The sequence below is a fragment of the Streptomyces sp. NPDC001920 genome (assembly GCF_053594495.1).
In genome coordinates this window covers 219,070-239,035 of record NZ_JBSFEP010000006.1, presented here as the reverse complement: position 1 = coordinate 239,035, position 19,966 = coordinate 219,070, and the positions used below count along the sequence as shown (strand labels likewise).

Genomic DNA, 19,966 nt, shown 5'->3' with positions numbered 1-19,966 from the left:
AGGAGCCGTGTACGGCCTCTTCCCGTTCCCGGGGTTGTCGAGTCACCGGTTACGGGGCTGTGGAGCGGTGATCGTTCAGCGGTCGACGATCCGGTCGAACTGGGTGGTGGTGTGCCGCAGATGGGCGACCAACTCGTCGCCGACCTTCGGCTCGGGCGCGTCCGACGGGATGAACAGGATCGAGACCTGCATGTGGGGCGGCTCCGCGAACCAGCGCTGCTTGCCGCCCCACACGAAGGGAGAAAGGTTCCGGTTCACGGTGGCGAGGCCGGCCCGGGCAACGCCCTTGGCGCGCGGCATGACGCCGTGCAGGGCCTTGGGGGCCTCCAGGCCCACCCCATGGGACGTACCGCCTGCCACGACCACCAGGAAGCCGTCCGAGGCCGCCTTCTGCTGCCGGTAGCCGAAGCGGTCGCCCTTGGCGACGCGCGTGACGTCCAGGACGGCCCCGCGGTACTCGGTGGCGTCATGATCCCCGAGCCACAGCCGCGTGCCGATACGGGCGCGGAAGCGGGTCTGCGGGAACTGCTGCTGCAGACGGGCGAGTTCGTCGGCCTTGAGGTGACTGACGAACATCGTGTGCAGCGGCAGTCGCGCGGCACGCAGACGGTCCATCCAGCCGATGACCTCCTCGACGGCGTCCGAGCCGTCGGTGCGGTCCAGGGGCAGGTGGATGGCGAAGCCCTCAAGGCGGACGTTCTCTATGGCGGCGTGCAGCTGCGGCAGGTCGCGCTCGCTGACGCCGTGCCGCTTCATCGAGGACATCACCTCGATGACCACGCGAGCGCCGACGAGACCGTAGACGCCGTCCACCGACGACACCGAGCGGATCACCCGGTCGGGCAGCGGCACCGGCTCCTCACCGCGCCGGTACGGCGTCAGTACCAGCAGATCACCGCTGAACCAGTCCTTGATGCGCGCGGCCTCGTAGGTCGTGCCGACGGCGAGCACGTCGGAGCCCAGGCGCGTGGCCTCCTCCGCCAGCCGCTCGTGCCCGAAGCCGTAGCCGTTGCCCTTGCAGACCGGGACGAGCCCCGGGAACTGCTCCTGGACGTGCTTGTGGTGCGCCCGCCAGCGCGCGGTGTCGACGTAGAGCGTGAGCGCCATGGCCGGACCTGGAACCTTTCTCGTGGCTGCGGTGTATCAGAGATATGGAAGCTATCGACGGTGCAGCATGTGACGGTATCGAAGAGGGGATCGCGAGGTCAGCGACGCGACATGTAGATGTCGAGCGCCTTGTGGAGAAGCTTGTTCAGCGGGAAGTCCCACTCGCCGAGGTACTCGGCGGCCTGACCACCGGTGCCCACCTTGAACTGGATCAGACCGAAGAGGTGGTCGGTCTCGTCCAGCGAGTCGGAGATGCCGCGCAGGTCGTAGACGGTCGCGCCGAGGGCGTAGGCGTCGCGCAGCATCCGCCACTGCATCGCGTTCGAGGGCCGGACCTCACGGCCGATGTTGTCGGAGGCGCCGTAGGAGTACCAGACGTGGCCGCCGACGATCAGCATGGTCGCCGCCGAGAGGTTCACACCGTTGTGGCGGGCGAAGTACAGCCGCATACGGTTGGGGTCCTCGGTGTTGAGAGCCGTCCACATGCGCTGGAAGTACGACAGCGGGCGCGGCCGGAAGTGGTCACGCACCGCCGTGATCTCGTAGAGCCGCTGCCATTCCGCGAGGTCCTCGTAGCCGCCCTGGACGACCTCGACGCCGGCCTTCTCGGCCTTCTTGATGTTGCGGCGCCACAGCTGGTTGAAGTTCTTGTGGACCTCTTCCAGCGACCGGTTCGCCAGGGGCACCTGGTAGACGTAGCGCGGCTGGACATCGCCGAAACCGGCACCGCCGTCCTCGCCCTGCTGCCAGCCCATGCGACGGAGCTTGTCGGCGACCTCGAAGGCGCGCGGCTCGATGAAGTCGGCCTCGATGTCGCGCAGCCGCTTCACATCGGGGTTCTGGATACCCGCCTTGATGGAGGTGGCCTCCCAGCGGCGGATGATCACCGGCGGGCCCATCTTCACGGAGAAGGCGCCCTGGTGCTTGAGGTGCGCCAGCATCGGTTCCAGCCAGTCGGTCAGATTTGGCGTGAACCAGTTGATGACCGGGCCTTCGGGCAGATAGGCGAGGTAGCGCTTGATCTTGGGCAGCTGACGGTAGAGGACGAGGCCCACGCCGACGAGCTCACCGCTCTTGTCGAACCAGCCGAGGCTCTCCGAGCGCCACTCCGCCTTGACGTCCGCCCAGGCCGGGACCTGCATGTGGCTCGCCGACGGCAGGCTCTGGATGTATGCCAGATGCTGCTCGCGACTGATCGTCCTCAGGGTCAGGCTCATTCGGGGCGCTCCTCGGGCTGGTGTGTCCCCATGGGTTCAGGGGCTCCGGCTCTCGCGGAAGCCTACTGCGCCTCGGGCGCGCCTCGACTGGGCGTACGGATGCTTCGCCCCGGCTCATGGGCCGCCGAGGCGTTCGATCGTGTTCTATGTGGTGTTCTACCGGTGTTCGGAGGACGACCCCCGGCCGCCGAGGCGGGGAGGGACGGTGTCCCTGGCGTCAGAAGACCCCGCCGAAGAGGCCACCGTGCGCCATGCCGAGGAAGAAGCCGACGGCCGAGGCGCCCAGGCCGATGATCAGGCCGAAGCGCCCGCGGGTCGTCTCCGAGATCCACTGTCCGTACGCGCCGGTGAGGATGCCCACCAGGCCGGTCCAGGAGCTGAGCAGGTGCAGGTCGTGGAACATCGCCGTGACGAAAGCCGTGATACCCAGGACCAGGGTCACGACCAGCAGCGTGTCCTGGAGGGGGTGGCGCTTTCCGTCCGTGGCGAAAAGGCCGCCGACGGTGTTGGGTCGCAATGCCTGTGCCATAGGGCACCTCCTGCGGAAGACGGCGCATCGTAGCGCCATACACACCCGATGTGTACAGACTGACGGGCTTCCCGGGCTGATTTCAACCGGAAGCACGTGTGCGGGTACTCTGTACCGTCTGCACCGGTGTCTGCCCAGGCCATGCCAGGGTGTCCGCCCAGTCCACGCAGGGGAAACCGCCAGCCGGACCCCGTTGTCAGTGGCGGCCGATACCGTTGCGTACGCATCACAACCCTCCTGCCACGGAACGACCGTGGCCGCTGAGTCCAAAGGAGGTGGGTTCCACATGCGTCACTACGAGGTGATGGTCATCCTCGACCCCGACGTCGAGGAGCGCGCTGTCTCCCCGCTGATCGAGAACTTCCTCTCTGTCGTCCGTGACGGCGGCGGAAAGGTCGAGAAGGTCGACACCTGGGGTCGTCGTCGTCTCGCGTACGAGATCAAGAAGAAGCCCGAGGGCATCTACTCGGTCATCGACCTGCAGGCCGAGCCTGCGGTCGTCAAGGAGCTCGACCGCCAGATGAACCTGAACGAGTCGGTCCTCCGGACCAAGGTCCTCCGCCCCGAGACCCACTGAGCTTCCGGCTCAGTTGATCTCGGGATCCGAGCAGCAGCAACCAAGCAGCCAGAGCAAACCCGCCGAGAGGTTCCCCCATGGCAGGCGAGACCGTCATCACGGTCGTCGGCAATCTTGTCGATGACCCCGAGCTGCGCTTCACCCCTTCCGGTGCGGCGGTCGCGAAGTTCCGTGTCGCGTCCACCCCCCGCACCTTCGACCGCCAGACCAACGAGTGGAAGGACGGCGAGAGCCTCTTCCTGACCTGCTCGGTCTGGCGTCAGGCGGCGGAGAACGTCGCGGAGTCGCTTCAGCGAGGCATGCGCGTCATCGTGCAGGGCCGGCTGAAGCAGCGGTCCTACGAGGACCGTGAGGGCGTCAAGCGCACGGTCTACGAGCTGGACGTCGAGGAAGTCGGCGCCAGCCTGCGCAACGCCACGGCCAAGGTCACCAAGACCAGCGGCCGCGGTGGCCAGGGCGGCGGCTACGGCGGCGGTGGCGGTGGCGGCCAGGGTGGCGGCGGCTGGGGCGGTGGCCCCGGTGGCGGCCAGCAGGGCGGCGGCGCTCCCGCTGACGACCCGTGGGCGACCGGCGCTCCCGCCGGTGGCCAGCAGGGCGGTGGCGGCGGCTGGGGCGGTGGCTCCGGCGGCGGTGGCGGCGGTGGCGGCTACTCGGACGAGCCCCCCTTCTAGGCCTTCGGGTCGGCCTTCGAGGCCGGTCCGGGTCAAGGGCGGGTCGTACCCAAACTTCTTGATCACACAGGAGAAACACCATGGCGAAGCCGCCTGTGCGCAAGCCTAAGAAGAAGGTCTGCGCTTTCTGCAAGGACAAGGTCACGTACGTGGACTACAAGGACACGAACATGCTGCGGAAGTTCATTTCCGACCGCGGCAAGATCCGTGCCCGCCGCGTGACCGGCAACTGCACGCAGCACCAGCGTGACGTCGCCACGGCCGTCAAGAACAGCCGTGAGATGGCGCTGCTGCCCTACACCTCCACCGCGCGCTAAGGGAAGGGTGACTGACACATGAAGATCATCCTCACCCACGAGGTCTCCGGCCTCGGTGCCGCGGGCGACGTCGTCGACGTCAAGGACGGTTACGCTCGCAACTACCTGATCCCGCGGAAGTTCGCTATCCGTTGGACCAAGGGTGGCGAGAAGGACGTCGAGCAGATCCGTCGTGCTCGCAAGATCCACGAGATCCAGACCATCGAGCAGGCCAACCAGATCAAGGGCCAGCTCGAGGCGGTCAAGGTTCGTCTGGCCGTCCGCTCCGGCGACGCCGGTCGTCTCTTCGGTTCCGTCACCCCGGCCGACATCGCTTCCGCGATCAAGGCTGCTGGTGGCCCCGAGGTCGACAAGCGCCGCATCGAGCTCGGCGCGCCGATCAAGACCCTGGGCGCCCACGAGACGTCCGTGCGTCTGCACCCCGAGGTTGCCGCCAAGGTCAACATCGAGGTCATCGCGGCCTGACGGCTGCGCTCGGCTGAACAGCTGAGCAGAGGGGCCGTACCCGCTGGGGTACGGCCCCTCTGCTGTGCGGTCCTCTCCTGGCCGGGCCGGGAAGGAAGCCCGGTCCCGGTTTCACGTGAAACAGCGTGTTTCACGTGAAACCGTCACCGCGTGGCGCCCGTGACGATCCAACGACCTGAACGGGTGCGCAGCCAGAGCGTCAGCATGCGCACCGTCATCATCAGTGTCATGGCCGCCCAGACCGCGGTGAGGCCGCCGCCCGCCGCTGGGATGAGCAGCGCTACGGGAGCGAATACAGCGAGTGTGAGCACCATGGCCCACGCCAGGTAGGGGCCGTCGCCCGCTCCCATCAGAACGCCGTCCAAGACGAAGACGACTCCGCAGATCGGCTGGGAGAGTGCCACCACGAGTAGTGCAGGCAGGGCAGTGTCCTGGACGGTCGTGTCGCTGGTGAACAACGGCAGGAAGAGTGGTCGGGCGATCACCACGAGCAGGCCGAGCAGAACGCCGGCGGCGATGCCCCACTCCACCATGCGTCGGCAGGCGGCTCGGGCGCCCTGGGCGTCACCTGCACCGAGGTACCTCCCGATGATGGCCTGCCCGGCGATGGCGATGGCATCCAGTGCGAAGGCGAGCAGGTTCCACAGCGACAGGATGATCTGGTGCGCCGCGATGTCGGCGTCCCCGAGCCGGGCTGTGACCGCTGTGGCAATCAGGAGAATCGCCCGCAGGGAGAGGGTGCGGACCAGAAGGGGCACCCCGGCTTGCGCCGAGGCTCTTATGCCGGCTGCGTCGGGACGCAGAGAGGCACCGTGCTCGCGGGCGCCGCGGACCACGACCACGAGATACGCCGCGGCCATGCCCCACTGGGCGATGACGGTCCCCCAGGCGGAGCCCGCAATGCCGAGGTCGGCGCCATAGACGAGACCTGCGTTGAGGGCGGCGTTGGCGATGAAGCCCGCGATCGCGACGTAGAGAGGGGTCTTGGTGTCCTGCAGGCCACGCAGAACGCCGGTGGCGGCGAGCACTACCAGCATGGCGGGGATGCCGAGTGCCGAGATCCGTAGATAGGTGGTCGCGTAGGGGGCGGCGGTGTCCGAGGCGCCGAAGAGTTCGACGAGGAACGGTGCCATCGGCAGGACGACCGCGATGACGCCGGCGCCGAGGAGGAGGGCCAGCCAGATGCCGTCCATTCCCTGGCGGATGGCGGCTTGGAGGTCACCGGCGCCGACACGGCGGGCTACAGCCGCTGTAGTGGCGTAGGCGAGGAAGACAAAGATGCTGACGGCTGTGAGGAGAAGGGCCGAGGCGACCCCCAGGCCGGCGAGCTGTGCGGTGCCCAGATGGCCGACAATCGCGCTGTCGACGATGACGAAGAGGGGCTCGGCGACCAGTGCGCCGAAGGCCGGGACGGCCAGTGCGACGATCTCTCGGTCGTGCTGTCGTCGTGCGGCCTTGGGCGTCGCGGGAGCCTGTGTCATGGCCATCAATCTAATCGTCCACAGGTAAGAGATACAATGAAGTACTGACCCTTACTGGCCGTCATGGGCTGTGTGTGTCTGCGCACTGTTCGAGCCGATCTTGGCCCGACTGGGGAAGTTTTTCTTCTGCACAGCCGGTGGACGGTAAAGATGCAGGTCAACCCAGCTGTCTGCGAATCACTCGAAGCTTGTTCACAGGGCTGTCCACCGTGTCGTGCACAGGTTTTGCGGAGTTCTCCACAGCATCGGGGCCGTCGTCCACATGGCCTGTGGATAACCAGATTGGCTGACGGTGCCCGCGGGCCTACCGTGGTCCGGCGCCCACTCCGTCCGTCGGCCGGGAAACCGGCACAAAACCGGCGAGCCAGAACCGGAGTTGGGCCTCTTATTTGTCAGTGGCGTGCCGTAGAACTGAGGGGCACGGCGAGGTCCGCTCTGCGGACGGGAGGAGGTGGCTCGGTGAGCATTTCCGAGCCCTTGGACGATCCGTGGGCCGACAGCGGTCCCAGCGATCGTCTGCCCGCCTCCCGCCGCCGCGGCGACAGCGGCCGGGGCCGTGACGAACAGCACGATCGCGGCCGGGACACCGGAGACTGGGATGGCGGCGGTTCCGCCTTCGAGCGGGTACCACCGCAGGATCTCGACGCTGAGCAGTCCGTCCTCGGTGGCATGCTCCTCTCCAAGGACGCCATCGCCGATGTCGTCGAGGTCCTCAAGGGCCACGACTTCTACAAGCCCGCCCACGAGACGATCTTCCAGGCGATCCTCGACGTCTACGCCAAGGGCGAGCCGGCCGACCCCATCACCATCGCCGCCGAACTCACCAAGCGCGGTGAGATCAACAAGGTGGGCGGGGCCGCGTATCTCCACACCCTCGTCCAGACGGTGCCGACCGCGGCGAACGCCGAGTACTACGCGGAGATCGTGCATGAGCGTGCCGTGCTGCGCCGCCTGGTCGAGGCGGGCACCCGTATCACGCAGATGGGATATGCGGCTGACGACGACGTCGACGAGATCGTCAATCGGGCACAGGCCGAGATCTACGCGGTCACCGAGCAACGCACCAGTGAGGACTATCTGCCGCTCGGCGACATCATGGAGGGCGCGCTCGACGAGATCGAGGCGATCGGCTCCCGAAGCGGGGAGATGACCGGGGTTCCCACGGGGTTCACGGACTTCGACTCGCTCACCAACGGACTGCACCCGGGCCAGATGATCGTCATCGCCGCCCGTCCGGCCATGGGTAAGTCGACGCTCGCGCTGGACTTCGCCAGAGCCGCGTCGATCAAGAACAACCTGCCGAGCGTCATCTTCTCCCTGGAAATGGGCCGTAACGAGATCGCGATGCGTCTGCTGTCCGCAGAGGCGCGGGTCGCGCTGCACCACATGCGCTCGGGCACGATGACCGACGAGGACTGGACGCGGCTGGCCCGCCGGATGCCCGATGTCTCGGCCGCCCCGCTCTACATCGACGACTCTCCGAACCTGTCGATGATGGAGATCCGGGCCAAGTGCCGTCGGCTGAAGCAGCGCAACGACCTCAAGCTCGTCGTCATCGACTACCTCCAGCTGATGCAGTCCGGCGGCTCCAAGCGCGCCGAAAGCCGTCAGCAGGAGGTCTCGGACATGTCCCGTAACCTCAAGCTGCTCGCCAAGGAGCTGGAGATCCCGGTCATCGCCCTCTCTCAGCTGAACCGTGGTCCCGAGCAGCGTACGGACAAGAAGCCCATGGTCTCCGACCTGCGTGAGTCCGGCTCCATCGAGCAGGACGCCGACATGGTCATCCTGCTGCATCGCGAGGACGCCTACGAGAAGGAGTCGCCCCGTGCGGGTGAGGCCGACCTGATCGTGGCCAAGCACCGTAACGGTCCGACCGCGACCATCACGGTCGCCTTCCAGGGCCACTACTCGCGGTTCGTGGACATGGCGCAGACCTGATACGGCCGCACCCGGGGGTTATGCGCTCGACTCCCGGCTGCCCACAGGATGGACTGTGGGCATGACGACATCTCAGGAAGAGTTGCTGCCCGGCACCCGCCGCGCACTGCTGCACCGCATCGCCGTGGCGCAGGCCGAAGGGCGCGCGCCCTCGCTGGTCGCCTCGGTCGTGCGAGGCGGGAGGGCCGTGTGGCACGGTTCGCGTACCTCGGTGGACGGACATGGGCCGGATGAACACGTGCAGTACCGCATCGGTTCGATCACCAAGACCTTCACCGCTGTTCTCGTCCTCCGCCTGCGCGACGAGGGTCTGCTCGACCTCGGTGATCCGCTGGAGAAGCACCTTCCGGGCACGGGGGCGGGGGAGGCGACCATCGCCGAACTGCTCGCGCACACCGCGGGTTTGGCGGCCGAGTCACCGGGGCCCTGGTGGGAGAGGACGCCCGGATCACTGCGGCCCGAGCTGTCGGACGTGCTCGGTGAGCAGCCCTTCCTGCATCCGTCGGGGCGCCGTTTCCACTACTCGAACCCCGGCTACACGCTGCTGGGCGCACTGGTGGAGAAGCTGAGGGACGCTCCCTGGGGGGACGTACTTCGGCGGGAAGTGCTCGAACCTCTGGGCCTGGACCGTACGAGTACACGTCCGCAGGCACCGCATGCGGGTGGCTGGGCCGTGCACCCCTGGGCCGATGTGATGCTTCCCGAGCCCGTCGAGGATCTGGGCCGGATGGAGCCGGCCGGCCAACTGTGGTCGACAACCGCGGATCTGGCGCGGTTCGCTGTCTTCCTTTCCAGGGGCGATGACCGCGTGTTGAGTGCCGCGTCCGTACGGGAGATGCGGACACCGGCGGCGCCGCCTGAGGCCACGGACGTGGTGGACGGAGCGGCGTACGGCCTCGGTATGCAGGTCCAGCACCGGGAGGGCCGGCTCCTGGTGGGGCACGGCGGATCGTTGCCGGGGTTCCTGGCGAGCCTGACCATCAGCGTGGAGGACGATGTGGCGGCCGTGGTGCTGGCCAACTGCACCTCTGGTCCGCTGGTGTCCCTTGTCGCCGCCGACCTCGTCCGGATCGTCGCCGAGGCCGAGCCACGGATGCCTGAGCCTTGGCGGCCGATGCGGAACGTCGACGCGGGGGAACTGGAGTTGGCCGGTCAGTGGTACTGGGGAACGCATGCCTTCGCCCTGCGGCTGACCGCTGATGGGCTCGTCTCGCTGGAGCCGTTGTCCGGCAAGGGCCGCCGGTCGCGATTCCGTGCCAACGGTGATGGCACCTGGACCGGGCTGGAGGGGTACTACGCCGGTGAGCTCCTGAAGGCCGTACGGCGCCCCGACGGGGCGGTGGACCATCTGGACCTCGGGTCGTTCGTCTTCACGCGTCAGCCGTATGACGAGGGAACTGCCGTTCCGGGCGGTGTGGATCCCGACGGTTGGCGGGGGAGCGGTTCGTTCTGACGACGTGGTGAGCGCCTGTTTCACGTGAAACAGGCGCTTGTCTCTGTCAGAGCTGGAGTTTGAAGCCCACATGTGAGGCCGTGAAGCCGAGACGCTCATAGAAGCGGTGGGCGTCCGTGCGGGTCTTGTCCGAGGTCAGCTGCACCAACTGGCAGCCCTGCCGTCGGGATTCCTCGATTGCCCACTCGATGAGCAGCGTGCCCAGGCCGCTGCCCCGCTCGTCGGCGTGGATGCGTACGGCTTCGATGATGGACCTCGTGGAGCCGCGCCGGGACAGCCCGGGAATGACGGTGAGCTGCAGCGTGCCGACGACACGGCTCTCGCGTACGGCGACGACCAGGTGCTGGTTCGGATCGCTGGTGAGGCGCTCCAGTGCGGCCAGGTACGGGGTCAGGTCGTCCGGTGATTCACGCTGGGCGCCCAATGGATCGTCGGCGAGCATGCCGACGATCGCAGAGATGTCATCGGCTACGGCGGCTCGTATCTCAAGATCTCCCATGCTCGCACCCTATGCGGGCGCCGGGAGTGACTCGACAGCCCTGACCAGGGGGGCGAGTTCGGGGTTCTTGGCGGCTTCGTCGAGGGCCTGGCGCAGGGCCGTGTCGTTGGTGGGCCGGGCTTCTTCGAGGAGGGCGAGTCCGGCTTCGGTGACGTCGGTGTAGATGCCGCGGCGGTCGGTGGGGCAGAGGTAGCGGGAGAGCAGGCCGCGGTCCTCCAGGCGGGTGACGAGGCGGGTGGTGGCGCTCTGGCTGAGGACGACGGCGTCGGCGACCTGCTTCATCTGCAGGTGGCCGCCTTCGCCGCTGTGCTGTCGGCTGAGGACGTCGAGCAGGGAGTACTCGCGCACGCTGAGGTCGTGCCCGGTCTGCAGGGCGCGTTCGATGTGCGCCTCGATCCTGCCGTGCAGCAGGGAGAGGGCGCACCAGCCCTGGGCGAGCGCGGTCAGCGCGGATTCCGTGGTGGTCATGGTGTCTGCCCTTCACGGGATGGTCGATGTCTTGTGTGTGCAGGAGCAGAATGCCTGCGCTTGCGAGTATGCCGCGTGTGCAAGTATTGTCGTCACTCGTTAAGCGCTCCTGCAATCTTCTGGGAAGGTGTTCCCCCTCATGCCTCTGGCGCTTCTGGCCCTCGCTGTCGGGGCCTTCGGAATCGGGACGACAGAGTTCGTGATCATGGGTCTGTTGCCCGAGGTCGCGGGCGACTTCGGGGTCTCTATCCCCACCGCCGGACTGCTCGTGACCGGCTACGCGCTCGGCGTGGTTCTGGGCGCACCGCTGATGACCGTGCTCGGCACCAAGGTCTCCCGCAAGCGGATGCTGATGCTCCTGATGGGCCTGTTCATCCTCGGCAACCTGCTGTCGGCTCTGGCCCCGGGCTTCACCGCGATGCTGATCGGTCGTGTCGTCGCCTCGCTCGCTCACGGAGCCTTCTTCGGTATCGGTTCGGTCGTCGCGGCCGACCTGGTCGCCCCGGACAAGAAGGCCGGAGCCATCGCGATGATGTTCACCGGACTGACCCTCGCCAATGTCGTCGGTGTTCCGCTGGGGACGTTCGTCGGGCAGACCGTCGGCTGGCGCGCCACCTTCGGGATCGTCGCCGCCCTCGGCGTCGTCGGGCTGGTCGGCATCGCCAAGCTCGTCCCCGACATGGCCAAGGCCCAAGGCGTGCACCTTCGCCACGAACTGGCGGCCTTCAAGAACGCCCAGGTGCTGCTCGCCATGGCGATGACGGTCCTCGGCTTCGGCGGCGTCTTCGCGGCCATCACCTACATCGCGCCGATGATGACCCATGTCACCGGATTCGCCGACGGTTCCGTCACCTGGCTGCTGGTCCTCTTCGGCCTCGGCATGGTCGGCGGCAACCTCGTTGGCGGCAAGTACGCCGACCGGGCGCTGATGCCCATGCTCTACGTCTCTCTGGGCGCTCTCGCCCTCGTGCTCGCGCTCTTCACGCTCACCGCTCAGAACAAGGTCCTCGCAGCCGTGACCATCGCGCTGATCGGCGCCCTGGGCTTCGCCACCGTCCCTCCGCTGCAGAAGCGCGTCCTGGACCAGGCCCACGGCGCCCCGACGTTGGCCTCGGCAGTGAACATCGGCGCCTTCAATCTCGGCAACGCCCTCGCGGCCTGGCTCGGCGGCCTCGTCATCGCGGCCGGCTACGGCTACACGTCCCCGAACTGGGTCGGCGCCGCCCTCGCCGCGGCCGCGCTGTTGCTCGCCTTCCTCTCGGCCGCCCTGGAGCGCCGCGGCGGGGTGTCCCCGAGCACCGTCGTCACCGGCACCGCGCCCGCCGAGCAGCGAACTGCCGTACACCACTGAACCGACCCGGCCGCGGGGTCAGGGCCGCCCCCGCGGCGCTTCGGCTTCATGAGATCCACCTCAGCACCCCCATCGCAAGGAGAAAGACCATGAGCACCGTCACCGCCGTCGCACCCCTGACCATCCAGGACGCCGATGCTCTCGTCGCCGCCGGCCACCGGGCCGCCGAGGCCGCGGGGGCGACGGTCAGCGTCACGGTCCTGGATGCCGGAGGCCATCTGCTCGCCTTCCGGCGGGACGACCGAGCTGTGCTCATCTCCGGCGAGACGAGCACCCGCAAGGCGTACACGGCGCTGCAGCTCGCCGCCCCCACCGCCGATCTCGTCGACGCCGTACAGCCCGGAGGGCTCTTCCACACCCTGCCCACGGCGCTCGATCGGCCGCTGCTGTTCATCGCGGGCGGTGTACCGATCCACCGCGACGGCCGGCTGGTCGGGGCGATCGGAGTCGGCGGCGGGGCGCCGGAGCAGGACCACCAGTTCGCGATCGCCGCGATCGAGGTCCTCGCCTGAGTGAGGCCCATGGCGACGACGAAACACCGGTCCCGTCGGGACCGGCGTTTCGTCATGCGGATCTCAGCCTCGGACCGAGCGCCTCAGCCCCTGGCCCGGTGCCTCAGCCTGCCGCCACCGTCAGCGGAGCGAATCGTCGCGACCAGTCGCCGGGCAGTTCCGAGACGCCGTACGCCATGACCGCGTTGAATGCGAGGGAGGCCAGACCGTGTTGCTTCGTCCAGGTCAGCAGTTCCTCGTGGCGTACATCGATGTCCGTACGCAGGGGACGGTCGGTGTGGGCGGCGAGGGAGGCGATGAGCGCCTTCGAGGTCTCCGTGTCCCGGGCGATCAAGGGGCCGACGACCTGCGTGTCCATGTTGGGCCAGGCGCCGGCGTAGCCGATGATCCGGCCGTTCTCCTCGGCGACGCGCAGTTGGTCGGCGAATGCGGGTAGCCGCGTGATGATGTGGGTGCGATCGACTCCGAACACCTCCTCGTCGAGCCGCAGGATCGCGGTGAGGTCCTCGGCGGTGGCCGCACGCGTGGAGACCTGGGGCGCCCAGGCCCCGGGCGTGAAATGCCCACGCAGCATCTCCGCCCGGCCGATGGCCTTGAAGCCGAGATTTTCGTAGAGCGGTCGACCGTTGGGTGTCGCGTGCAGGGTCAGGGGTGTCGGGCCCATGCCGGAGATGACGTGCTCCATCAGCCGGCGCCCGACCCCTCGACGGGAGTGCCGCTCGGCGACCAGGACCATGCCGATGGCTCCGAGCTGGGGGCGGCCCTGAGGCCCGTACTCCGTGACCACACAGGCGCTCACGAGCCCACCGTCGGGGTCGTCGATGCCATAGCCCGTCCCGGCTGTGAGCAGAAACTGCCATTTGTGTTCCTCCCGGGGCCATCCCCGGTTCTCGGACAAGTCGGCGCAGGCGGTGAGGTCGCGTGGCGTCAGACGGCGGATCGGCAGAGCGGCAAGGGAAGGAGTCGGCACGCAGGTCAGGCTGTCTGACTACTGCCCTGGCCGTCCAGCGGTTTCCGCAGAGACGTACGGGCTTTTGGCCATGTCGTGGTCCACCGCACAACCTGGCGAACGATGGCGGTGTTTCACGTGAAACATGGGCGAACGGCGATGACGGCACCTCGCATTAGCCTCATGGCTCATGGCGAGACTTCACCTCTTCGACCTTGATGGCACTCTTCTGCACGGGACCTCCGCCCCCGTGGAAATCTCACGGCAACTCGGGCTGGAAGCGGAGACCGTCGCGTTGGACCGGGAGATCTCGGCCGGGCTGATCGGGCCTCCTGAGTACGCGACGCGGGTGCACGCGCTGTGGGCGAATCTCACCGAGGCTCATGTGGCATCCGCATTTGAGGGCGCACCGTGGCTGGCACGTATCCGTGACGTCTGGGCGGAAATCAGGGGGCGGGGCGACTACTGCGCCGTCGTGTCGCTCTCCCCCTCCTTCTTCGTAGAGCGGTTGACGGGCTGGGGCGCGCACGCGGCGCACGGCTCCCGCTTTCCAGCCGTGCCGTTCACAGAGCCCGTCGACCCGACGGGCGTGCTCAGCGCGGCTGCCAAGGTCCGCATAGCCGACCGGCTCTGTGCGGAGTTCGGAGTAGCGCGTGCCGACTGCGTCGCCTATGGGGATTCGCTGTCGGACAAGGATCTGTTCGGAGCGGTGCCGGTGTCCGTCGCGGTCAACGCGGACAGCCATGTTGCCGGACTCGCGACCCACTCCTACAAGGGGATGGATCTGTGGGAAGCCTATGAATTGGTACGCCACGGACGGTAGTTGAAGGAAATGCTCGTTCGCTCCCACGCCCCATTCGTGAGAGAGGAAGGGGGGACTTGTGATCGGAGCAGCGGCCGGTAGTGTCGACTCCGGTTCGTGTCCGAGCTGTGATGCAGACCTGGCGCGAGCGCGAGAGCGCAAGGCAATGCAGCCTAATGGGACGGAGAGATCGAAGACCCGCATTCCCGGGTATGCGGTCCGAGCGCCCACAGGCGGTGGGATGCTGCGGTGGGAGTACTGCGGCCAATGTCACACTCTCGCCTTACTTGTCCGTTCCGGGTGTGGATACGAGTTGAATGTGGCCGTATTGGTCGCGGAAACGAACGGGGAGAAAGCAAGCCGTCGCGGGGGAACAGGCACCTTCCCATCGAGGAAGTGCGCAGACCGACCGAAAGATGTTCGAGGCGAGGCACACCATGGACGCTCCGACCACCACGTCGGCCGACAACGGCTCTTCCGACGGCGGGGGCGGCTGGTTCACGCCGCGCAAGCAGCCGGCGACCACTCAAGGCAGCGAACAGGAGACGGCTGAGGGCAGCCGCCTGGCAGCGATGCGCCCGCGCGGCAGGGCGACGGCGGGCGACGGCACCGTCGAGGCGACCCCGGCCGACGATCAGCCCGCCGCGTCGTCCAGCCCGGTACAGGAAGCGCCCACGGAGGTCGGCACCGCACCGGCCGCGGGCATCCCGAGCGACACACCGGGCCACCTCTCACCCGCGCCGTCGACGGCCCCCTCCGTCGCGCCCCTGGACCAAGCGCCGCCCCCTCCCGGGCCCGCGCCGGTCCCAGGCCACGCGCCGCCTACCTCCGTCACGCCCTCGACCCCAGGTCACGCGCCCTCTCCCGCGGCCCCTGGCGGCACCTCGCCCGCAGGACACGCCCCGCCTGTTCCGGCCCCTGCCCCCATCTCGCCCGCAGGTCAGGCCGCGCCCTTCGCCGCCCATTCTCAGGCCGCGTCAGCCAGAGAGCCGATGTCGGCTCTCACCTCCCTCTCCTCGCTCTCACCTCAGGCGCGGGTTCCGGCCCAACGCCCCGCCCCGGCCCGATCCGCGTCCCCGGACGCCATCCTGGTCCGTCGGACGATGGCCGAGATCACCCCTGTCGCCGACAAGGTCACCTCGTACTTCTACGCGCTGCTCTTCGTACGCCACCCCGACCTTCGCTCGCTGTTCCCGGCCGCGATGGACACCCAGCGCGACCGGCTGCTCAAGGCTCTGCTCACAGCGGCCGAGCACATCGACGACAAACCCGTCCTCGTCGAATACCTGCAGAACCTCGGCCGCGGCCACCGCAAGTACGGCACTCGGGCCGAGCACTATCCGGCCGTCGGTGAATGCCTCATCGGAGCGCTGAGCAAGTACGCCGTCGGCGTCTGGGACGGTGAGACGGAGGCTGCCTGGGTCCGGACGTACACGACGATCTCGCAGGTCATGATCGACGCGGCGGCGGCTGACGAACTGCGCGCACCGGCCTGGTGGTACGCGGAGGTCGTTTCGCACGACCTGAGAACCTCGGACATAGCGGTCGTCACCGTCCGTCCCGACCAGCCCTACCCCTTCCTCGCAGGGCAGTACACCAGCGTGGAGACGCCCTGGTGGCCGCGGATCTGGCGGCACTACTCCTTCGCCTGCGCGCCTCGCTCCGACGGGCTGCTGACGTTCCATGTGAAGGCCGTGCCCGCCGGGTGGGTCTCCAACGCGCTGGTGCACCGTGCGCGGCCGGGGGACATCATCCGCCTCGGCCCGCCGACCGGTTCGATGACCGTGGACCACACCGCAGACAGTGGAATGCTCTGCCTCGGCGGCGGCACCGGCATAGCTCCCATCAAGGCCCTGGTCGAAGACGTCGCCGAACACGGTCGCCGGCGACCGGTCGAGGTCTTCTACGGCGCCCGCAGCGACCACGACCTCTACGACATCGACACCTTGCTCAGGATCAAGCAGTCCCACCCCTGGCTGGAGGTCCACCCGGTGGTGGACCGGCACGGACTGCTGAAGCTTCCCGACGCCGTACGTGAGTACGGCCCCTGGACCGAGTACGACGCGTTCGTCTCCGGCCCGCCCGGCATGATCCGCAGTGGTGTGGACGCGCTGACGGACATCGGCATCCCGTTCGAGCGCATACGCCATGACTCGTTGGAGGAACTGGTGGCCGCCGCCGGTGACTGACCCTGTCGGCGGCCGTCAGCCCAGGTCGGGGGCGTGCATGGCGCGAACGCCCTCGATGTTCCCGTCCAGGTAGTGCCGCAGTGACAGCGGCACCAGATGGACCGAGGCGATCCCGACCCGGGTGAACGGCACCCGCACGATCTCGTACTCGCCGATGGGCTCGTCCACCTCGGGCCCGTGCCGCAGGGACGGGTCCATCGATTCCAGTCGGCAGACGAAGAAATGCTGCACCTTCACACCGGTCGCCCCGCCGTCCTCGCCTATGTGCTCGACGGTGTCGACGAAGCAGGGCACCACGTCAACGATCTTGGCGCCCAGTTCCTCGTACACCTCCCGGTGCAGCGCCTCGACGACAGTGGTGTCCGTGGGCTCGACCCCGCCACCGGGAGTCAGCCAGTACGGATCCATGCCGGGCTTGGTGCGCTTGATCAGAATCAGATCGTCGCCGTCCAGAAGGACGGCTCGAGCGGTGCGCTTGACCACGGGTCGGACGGTCATGGGAGAAATGTGGCCCGGCTGGTTCCACGTGAAACATCGCGAACGTCATCGGTCGAGATCAGAGTGTGACAGGTACGGATGCCCTGATCAGGCGCGTCCGCGAGGACTGCCGGGCGAGGTCCGCGATCGCGACACCGTAGCCGCGGAGATGCCCGTCAGACCCAGGTGGAGGCTGCGCGCAAAAGCCATTCATGAGCTCGCGTGATGTGCGGCATCGCCAGCGTGCCGGTGCGGACCACGAGGAAGTACGTCCGCAGCGGGGGCACCGGCGGATCGTGCAGGGCGACGACCTCGCCGCGTTCCAGGGCGGCCGCGCACAGATAGCGGGGCAGTACCGCCAGCCCGGCTCCCGCGGCCGCGCAGGCGAGCACTGCGCGCAGATCGGGGACGATCACGGCCCCCGGAGCGGCCGGACGGGAGTCGTAGACCGAAGCCCAGTAACGCGAGACGAAGGGCAGGGACTCGTGCACCTCCACCACCGGGACTTCCTTGAGTGCGTTCGCCCCGTCGCGGCCCGGGGTCCCCGGGCCGATGCGCTCGGCCCAGAGGGGAGCGGCCACGAGGACATGCTCCTCGTCGCAGAGCGGAGTCGCCGTGAGAAGAGCACCACGAGGACGGGCCGTGCTGATGGCCAGATCGTGATGTCCGGCGGCCAGCCCTTCAAGGACCTCCTCGGCGTTGCCGAAGGACGCGCGCAGAGCGAAGTGCGGTCCCTCCTCGCTGGTCAGCTCGGTGAGCGCGGGCAGTGCCCGCTCGGCGGTGAACTCGGGAGGGCCGGCGAGGTGCAGGGATCGTAAGGACGACTCGTCGTCGAGCCCGGTCTCGGCGATCTCCACCAGGGCATCGAGATGGGGCGCTGCCTTGTGGGCGAGTTCGTCGCCGATGGTCGTCGGCGTCACTCCGCGGGCCTGCCGCAGGAACAGGGGGCGGCCCAACTGCCGCTCCAGAGTACGGATCTGCGAGGTGACGGCCGGTTGTGACAGCCCGAGCAACGCGGCGGCGCGGGTGAAGGAACCGGCCCGGTGCACGGTCACAAAGGTGCGCAGCAAGGCCAGATCCATGCGACAGCCTCCCCTTCCCCGCCCTTCTCTCCACCCCCAGAGCAGGGTCCAACTATAAATAAGTCGATAGGTCGCTGTCGCTACTGTGATTGGACACTGACAGACAGTCAACTAGCCTTGTTCGCGCGGTTCTTCGCGCGCGGAACCGAGGGCGGTCCGAGCCACGAGGGGGGAGGCTCGGACCGTCCGGCCCCCTCGTGAGCAGGGCCGCGGACTCGCTGAGCGACCGGTCACCGCGCCGATTCGCCCAGAGCACGCCGGACGTCGGCAACCAGGTCCTCGGGATCCTCGGCTCCGATCGACATCCGAACGAACCCCTCCGGTACGGCGTCGCCGCCCCAGCGCCCCCGCCGTTCCGCCGTGGACCGGACCCCGCCGAAGCTGGTCGCGTCGTCGACGAGCCGGAGGGCATCGAGGAAACGCTCGGCACGCGCGCGTGTGGGCAGCGTGAAGGACACCACGCACCCGTAGCGCCGCATCTGCCGCGAGGCGACGGCGTGCGAAGGATCGTCGGGCAGCCCCGGATAGCGCACCCCGAGCTCCTCCGGCCAGTCCCGCAGCACTTCGGCGACCGCGAGGGCGTTGGCGTTCTGCCGCTCCGCGCGGAGCTGGAGCGTGGCGAGCGAACGGTGCGCGAGCCAGGCCTCCATGGGGCCGGGGATCGCCCCGACGATCTTGCGCCAGCGCCGTACGGCCGCCATGGCCTCGGCGTCGCGGCCGGTGACGTATCCGAGCAGCACGTCGCCGTGTCCCGTCAGCTGCTTGGTGCCGCTGGCCACCGAGAAGTCGGCGCCGAGCTCCAGCGGGCGCTGCCCGAGCGGCGTGGCGAGCGTGTTGTCCACGGCGACCCGGGCGCCACCCGCGTGTGCTGCCTCGACGAGCCGCCGGACGTCGCACACGTCGAGCCCGGGGTTCGACGGAGTCTCGATCCACAGCAGCTTCGCGCCGTCCAGGACGTCGAGCTGGGCGTCCCCGCCGGTCGGCGCCGTGCGCACCTCGATGCCGTACGACTCCAGCTGCGCCCGCACCAGAGGCAGCGCCTGGTAGCCGTCGCCGGGCAGGACGACCGCGTCGCCGGCGCGCAGCTGGGAGAAGAGCACCGACGAGGTCGCGGCCATGCCCGACGCGAAGACCAGCGTCTCGACGCCGTCCTCCCCCGGCGCCTCCAGCTCGCCGATGGCGTGCTCCAGGTGGGTCCAGGTCGGGTTCTCGTCGCGGCCGTAGGTGTACGGCCCCGTGGGCTCGCCCGGCAGGTGGTAGTGGGCGGCGAACACCGGGCCCGGGAGGGTCGGCTCGTACTTGACCGGCTCGGGCAGCCCGGCCCGCACCGCGCGCGTGCCGTCGCCGTCGCCGTCGGCGGGGAGTCCTTGCGGACGGGTGCCGCTCATGCCGCCCGTCCCCCCGTCTGCTCGCGAACCGCTGTGAGCAGGCCCGTGCTTGCGGCCTCCACCATCTGCAGGCACTCCTCGAAGCCGTCCCGGCCGCCGTAGTACGGGTCGGGCACGTCCAGCTCGTCGCCCGCGGCGGGGTCGTAGGAACGCAGCAGCCGCACCTTCGCCGCGTCCTCGGGGGTGGGCGCGAGTCGGCGCAGGGCCCTGAGGTGACCGGAGTCGAGTGCGATGACGAGGTCGAGACGGGCGAACCAGGAAGACCGGAACTGCCGGGCCGTGTGACCGCTGTCGTAACCGTGCTCCTCCAAGACGGAGACGGTGCGCGGGTCGGCCGGGTCGCCCTCGTGCCAGCCGCCGGTGCCGGCGCTGTCGACCTCGACCAGGCCGTCCAGCCCGGCTTCGGCCACGCGCGCGCGGAAGACGGATTCGGCCATCGGCGAGCGGCAGATGTTGCCGGTGCAGACGAAGCAGACGCGGTAGGTCATCGGATG

21 protein-coding genes are annotated in these 19,966 nt (G+C 68.5%); 10 read left to right on the top strand and 11 right to left on the bottom strand.

Annotated features, from left to right (window positions below):
- Positions 1-75: 75 nt before the first annotated feature.
- The 3 genes from ACWCPI_RS12615 to ACWCPI_RS12605 all read right to left on the bottom strand — a co-directional run bounded on the left by ACWCPI_RS12615 (position 76) and on the right by ACWCPI_RS12605 (position 2,853).
- Positions 76-1,107: an alanine racemase gene (locus ACWCPI_RS12615; RefSeq protein ID WP_451038102.1), complete on the bottom strand. Its 1,032-nt coding sequence runs from the start codon at positions 1,105-1,107 to the stop codon at positions 76-78.
- 98 nt (positions 1,108-1,205) lie between these two features.
- Positions 1,206-2,324, bottom strand: a complete 1,119-nt coding sequence (locus tag ACWCPI_RS12610; RefSeq protein WP_388803358.1) for a lipid II:glycine glycyltransferase FemX — start codon at positions 2,322-2,324, stop codon at positions 1,206-1,208.
- Positions 2,325-2,541: 217 nt separating this feature from the next.
- A complete protein-coding gene (locus tag ACWCPI_RS12605) occupies positions 2,542-2,853 on the bottom strand; it encodes a hypothetical protein (protein WP_451038101.1) in 312 nt (103 codons plus the stop codon).
- A gap of 286 nt (positions 2,854-3,139) precedes the next feature.
- On the opposite strand from ACWCPI_RS12605, the gene rpsF reads away from it, so the two are divergent.
- The 4 genes from rpsF to rplI all read left to right on the top strand — a co-directional run bounded on the left by rpsF (position 3,140) and on the right by rplI (position 4,883).
- Positions 3,140-3,430, top strand: coding sequence for a 30S ribosomal protein S6 (gene rpsF, locus ACWCPI_RS12600; protein WP_003991486.1), 291 nt, complete (start codon positions 3,140-3,142; stop codon positions 3,428-3,430).
- 77 nt (positions 3,431-3,507) lie between these two features.
- A complete protein-coding gene (locus ACWCPI_RS12595) occupies positions 3,508-4,101 on the top strand; it encodes a single-stranded DNA-binding protein (RefSeq protein WP_451038100.1) in 594 nt (197 codons plus the stop codon).
- Between the two features lie 80 nt (positions 4,102-4,181).
- Entirely contained in the window at positions 4,182-4,418 is a 237-nt protein-coding gene (gene rpsR / locus ACWCPI_RS12590; RefSeq protein ID WP_003949403.1) for a 30S ribosomal protein S18, read from the top strand.
- Between the two features lie 18 nt (positions 4,419-4,436).
- Positions 4,437-4,883: a 50S ribosomal protein L9 gene (rplI, locus tag ACWCPI_RS12585; RefSeq protein ID WP_019760035.1), complete on the top strand. Its 447-nt coding sequence runs from the start codon at positions 4,437-4,439 to the stop codon at positions 4,881-4,883.
- Positions 4,884-5,026: 143 nt separating this feature from the next.
- On the opposite strand, the gene ACWCPI_RS12580 is transcribed toward rplI, so the two are convergent.
- On the bottom strand, positions 5,027-6,370 hold the full coding sequence (locus ACWCPI_RS12580; protein WP_451038099.1) for an MATE family efflux transporter: 1,344 nt from the start codon (positions 6,368-6,370) through the stop codon (positions 5,027-5,029).
- A 453-nt stretch (positions 6,371-6,823) separates the two neighbouring features.
- Between ACWCPI_RS12580 and dnaB the strand changes: the two genes are divergently transcribed.
- Both dnaB and ACWCPI_RS12570 read left to right on the top strand, forming a co-directional pair.
- Positions 6,824-8,302 (top strand): replicative DNA helicase, encoded by a 1,479-nt coding sequence (dnaB, locus tag ACWCPI_RS12575; protein WP_388803347.1) that lies wholly within the window; start codon positions 6,824-6,826, stop codon positions 8,300-8,302.
- A 61-nt stretch (positions 8,303-8,363) separates the two neighbouring features.
- On the top strand, positions 8,364-9,755 hold the full coding sequence (locus tag ACWCPI_RS12570; RefSeq protein WP_451038098.1) for a serine hydrolase domain-containing protein: 1,392 nt from the start codon (positions 8,364-8,366) through the stop codon (positions 9,753-9,755).
- A gap of 46 nt (positions 9,756-9,801) precedes the next feature.
- On the opposite strand, the gene ACWCPI_RS12565 is transcribed toward ACWCPI_RS12570, so the two are convergent.
- Together ACWCPI_RS12565 and ACWCPI_RS12560 are read right to left on the bottom strand one after the other, a co-directional pair.
- A complete protein-coding gene (locus ACWCPI_RS12565; protein ID WP_451038097.1) occupies positions 9,802-10,254 on the bottom strand; it encodes an N-acetyltransferase family protein in 453 nt (150 codons plus the stop codon).
- 9 nt (positions 10,255-10,263) lie between these two features.
- On the bottom strand, positions 10,264-10,722 hold the full coding sequence (locus ACWCPI_RS12560) for a MarR family winged helix-turn-helix transcriptional regulator (RefSeq protein ID WP_451038096.1): 459 nt from the start codon (positions 10,720-10,722) through the stop codon (positions 10,264-10,266).
- A gap of 139 nt (positions 10,723-10,861) precedes the next feature.
- Between ACWCPI_RS12560 and ACWCPI_RS12555 the strand changes: the two genes are divergently transcribed.
- Both ACWCPI_RS12555 and ACWCPI_RS12550 read left to right on the top strand, forming a co-directional pair.
- Positions 10,862-12,073: an MFS transporter gene (locus ACWCPI_RS12555; protein WP_451038095.1), complete on the top strand. Its 1,212-nt coding sequence runs from the start codon at positions 10,862-10,864 to the stop codon at positions 12,071-12,073.
- An 89-nt stretch (positions 12,074-12,162) separates the two neighbouring features.
- Positions 12,163-12,585 carry a GlcG/HbpS family heme-binding protein gene (locus ACWCPI_RS12550; protein WP_451038094.1) on the top strand — a complete coding sequence of 141 codons (423 nt, stop codon included), beginning with the start codon at positions 12,163-12,165 and terminating at the stop codon, positions 12,583-12,585.
- Between the two features lie 103 nt (positions 12,586-12,688).
- Here ACWCPI_RS12550 and ACWCPI_RS12545 read toward each other — a convergent pair whose 3' ends face one another.
- Positions 12,689-13,555, bottom strand: coding sequence for a GNAT family N-acetyltransferase (locus ACWCPI_RS12545; RefSeq protein WP_451038093.1), 867 nt, complete (start codon positions 13,553-13,555; stop codon positions 12,689-12,691).
- 169 nt (positions 13,556-13,724) lie between these two features.
- On the opposite strand from ACWCPI_RS12545, the gene ACWCPI_RS12540 reads away from it, so the two are divergent.
- Both ACWCPI_RS12540 and ACWCPI_RS12535 read left to right on the top strand, forming a co-directional pair.
- Entirely contained in the window at positions 13,725-14,357 is a 633-nt protein-coding gene (locus ACWCPI_RS12540; protein WP_451038092.1) for an HAD family hydrolase, read from the top strand.
- A gap of 395 nt (positions 14,358-14,752) precedes the next feature.
- Positions 14,753-16,525, top strand: a complete 1,773-nt coding sequence (locus ACWCPI_RS12535) for a globin domain-containing protein (protein ID WP_451038091.1) — start codon at positions 14,753-14,755, stop codon at positions 16,523-16,525.
- Positions 16,526-16,540: 15 nt separating this feature from the next.
- Here ACWCPI_RS12535 and ACWCPI_RS12530 read toward each other — a convergent pair whose 3' ends face one another.
- The 4 genes from ACWCPI_RS12530 to ACWCPI_RS12515 form a co-directional block, all read right to left on the bottom strand.
- Positions 16,541-17,023 (bottom strand): NUDIX domain-containing protein, encoded by a 483-nt coding sequence (locus tag ACWCPI_RS12530; protein ID WP_388803324.1) that lies wholly within the window; start codon positions 17,021-17,023, stop codon positions 16,541-16,543.
- A gap of 155 nt (positions 17,024-17,178) precedes the next feature.
- Positions 17,179-18,084: a LysR family transcriptional regulator gene (locus ACWCPI_RS12525; RefSeq protein WP_451038090.1), complete on the bottom strand. Its 906-nt coding sequence runs from the start codon at positions 18,082-18,084 to the stop codon at positions 17,179-17,181.
- A gap of 230 nt (positions 18,085-18,314) precedes the next feature.
- Complete coding sequence (locus ACWCPI_RS12520) at positions 18,315-19,472, bottom strand: cystathionine gamma-lyase (protein WP_451038089.1); 1,158 nt, start codon at positions 19,470-19,472, stop codon at positions 18,315-18,317.
- On the bottom strand, positions 19,469-19,960 hold the full coding sequence (locus ACWCPI_RS12515; RefSeq protein ID WP_451038088.1) for a low molecular weight protein-tyrosine-phosphatase: 492 nt from the start codon (positions 19,958-19,960) through the stop codon (positions 19,469-19,471). The genes ACWCPI_RS12520 and ACWCPI_RS12515 overlap by 4 nt, the downstream gene beginning before the upstream one ends.
- Between the last annotated feature and the right edge of the window lie 6 nt (positions 19,961-19,966).

Excerpts from the sequence above, each read along its gene's own strand:
- ACWCPI_RS12560 (WP_451038096.1), bottom strand. The coding sequence starts at position 10,722 with ATGACCACCACGGAATCCGCGCTGACCGCGCTCGCCCAGGGCTGGTGC.
- ACWCPI_RS12530 (WP_388803324.1), bottom strand. The coding sequence starts at position 17,023 with ATGACCGTCCGACCCGTGGTCAAGCGCACCGCTCGAGCCGTCCTTCTG.
- ACWCPI_RS12580 (WP_451038099.1), bottom strand. The coding sequence starts at position 6,370 with ATGGCCATGACACAGGCTCCCGCGACGCCCAAGGCCGCACGACGACAG.
- ACWCPI_RS12555 (WP_451038095.1), top strand. The coding sequence starts at position 10,862 with ATGCCTCTGGCGCTTCTGGCCCTCGCTGTCGGGGCCTTCGGAATCGGG.
- ACWCPI_RS12520 (WP_451038089.1), bottom strand. The coding sequence starts at position 19,472 with ATGAGCGGCACCCGTCCGCAAGGACTCCCCGCCGACGGCGACGGCGAC.
- ACWCPI_RS12570 (WP_451038098.1), top strand. The coding sequence starts at position 8,364 with ATGACGACATCTCAGGAAGAGTTGCTGCCCGGCACCCGCCGCGCACTG.
- ACWCPI_RS12595 (WP_451038100.1), top strand. The coding sequence starts at position 3,508 with ATGGCAGGCGAGACCGTCATCACGGTCGTCGGCAATCTTGTCGATGAC.
- rplI (WP_019760035.1), top strand. The coding sequence starts at position 4,437 with ATGAAGATCATCCTCACCCACGAGGTCTCCGGCCTCGGTGCCGCGGGC.
- ACWCPI_RS12535 (WP_451038091.1), top strand. The coding sequence starts at position 14,753 with ATGTTCGAGGCGAGGCACACCATGGACGCTCCGACCACCACGTCGGCC.
- rpsF (WP_003991486.1), top strand. The coding sequence starts at position 3,140 with ATGCGTCACTACGAGGTGATGGTCATCCTCGACCCCGACGTCGAGGAG.
- ACWCPI_RS12605 (WP_451038101.1), bottom strand. The coding sequence starts at position 2,853 with ATGGCACAGGCATTGCGACCCAACACCGTCGGCGGCCTTTTCGCCACG.
- rpsR (WP_003949403.1), top strand. The coding sequence starts at position 4,182 with ATGGCGAAGCCGCCTGTGCGCAAGCCTAAGAAGAAGGTCTGCGCTTTC.
- ACWCPI_RS12515 (WP_451038088.1), bottom strand. The coding sequence starts at position 19,960 with ATGACCTACCGCGTCTGCTTCGTCTGCACCGGCAACATCTGCCGCTCG.
- ACWCPI_RS12565 (WP_451038097.1), bottom strand. The coding sequence starts at position 10,254 with ATGGGAGATCTTGAGATACGAGCCGCCGTAGCCGATGACATCTCTGCG.
- ACWCPI_RS12525 (WP_451038090.1), bottom strand. The coding sequence starts at position 18,084 with ATGGATCTGGCCTTGCTGCGCACCTTTGTGACCGTGCACCGGGCCGGT.
- ACWCPI_RS12615 (WP_451038102.1), bottom strand. The coding sequence starts at position 1,107 with ATGGCGCTCACGCTCTACGTCGACACCGCGCGCTGGCGGGCGCACCAC.
- ACWCPI_RS12540 (WP_451038092.1), top strand. The coding sequence starts at position 13,725 with ATGGCGAGACTTCACCTCTTCGACCTTGATGGCACTCTTCTGCACGGG.
- ACWCPI_RS12550 (WP_451038094.1), top strand. The coding sequence starts at position 12,163 with ATGAGCACCGTCACCGCCGTCGCACCCCTGACCATCCAGGACGCCGAT.
- ACWCPI_RS12610 (WP_388803358.1), bottom strand. The coding sequence starts at position 2,324 with ATGAGCCTGACCCTGAGGACGATCAGTCGCGAGCAGCATCTGGCATAC.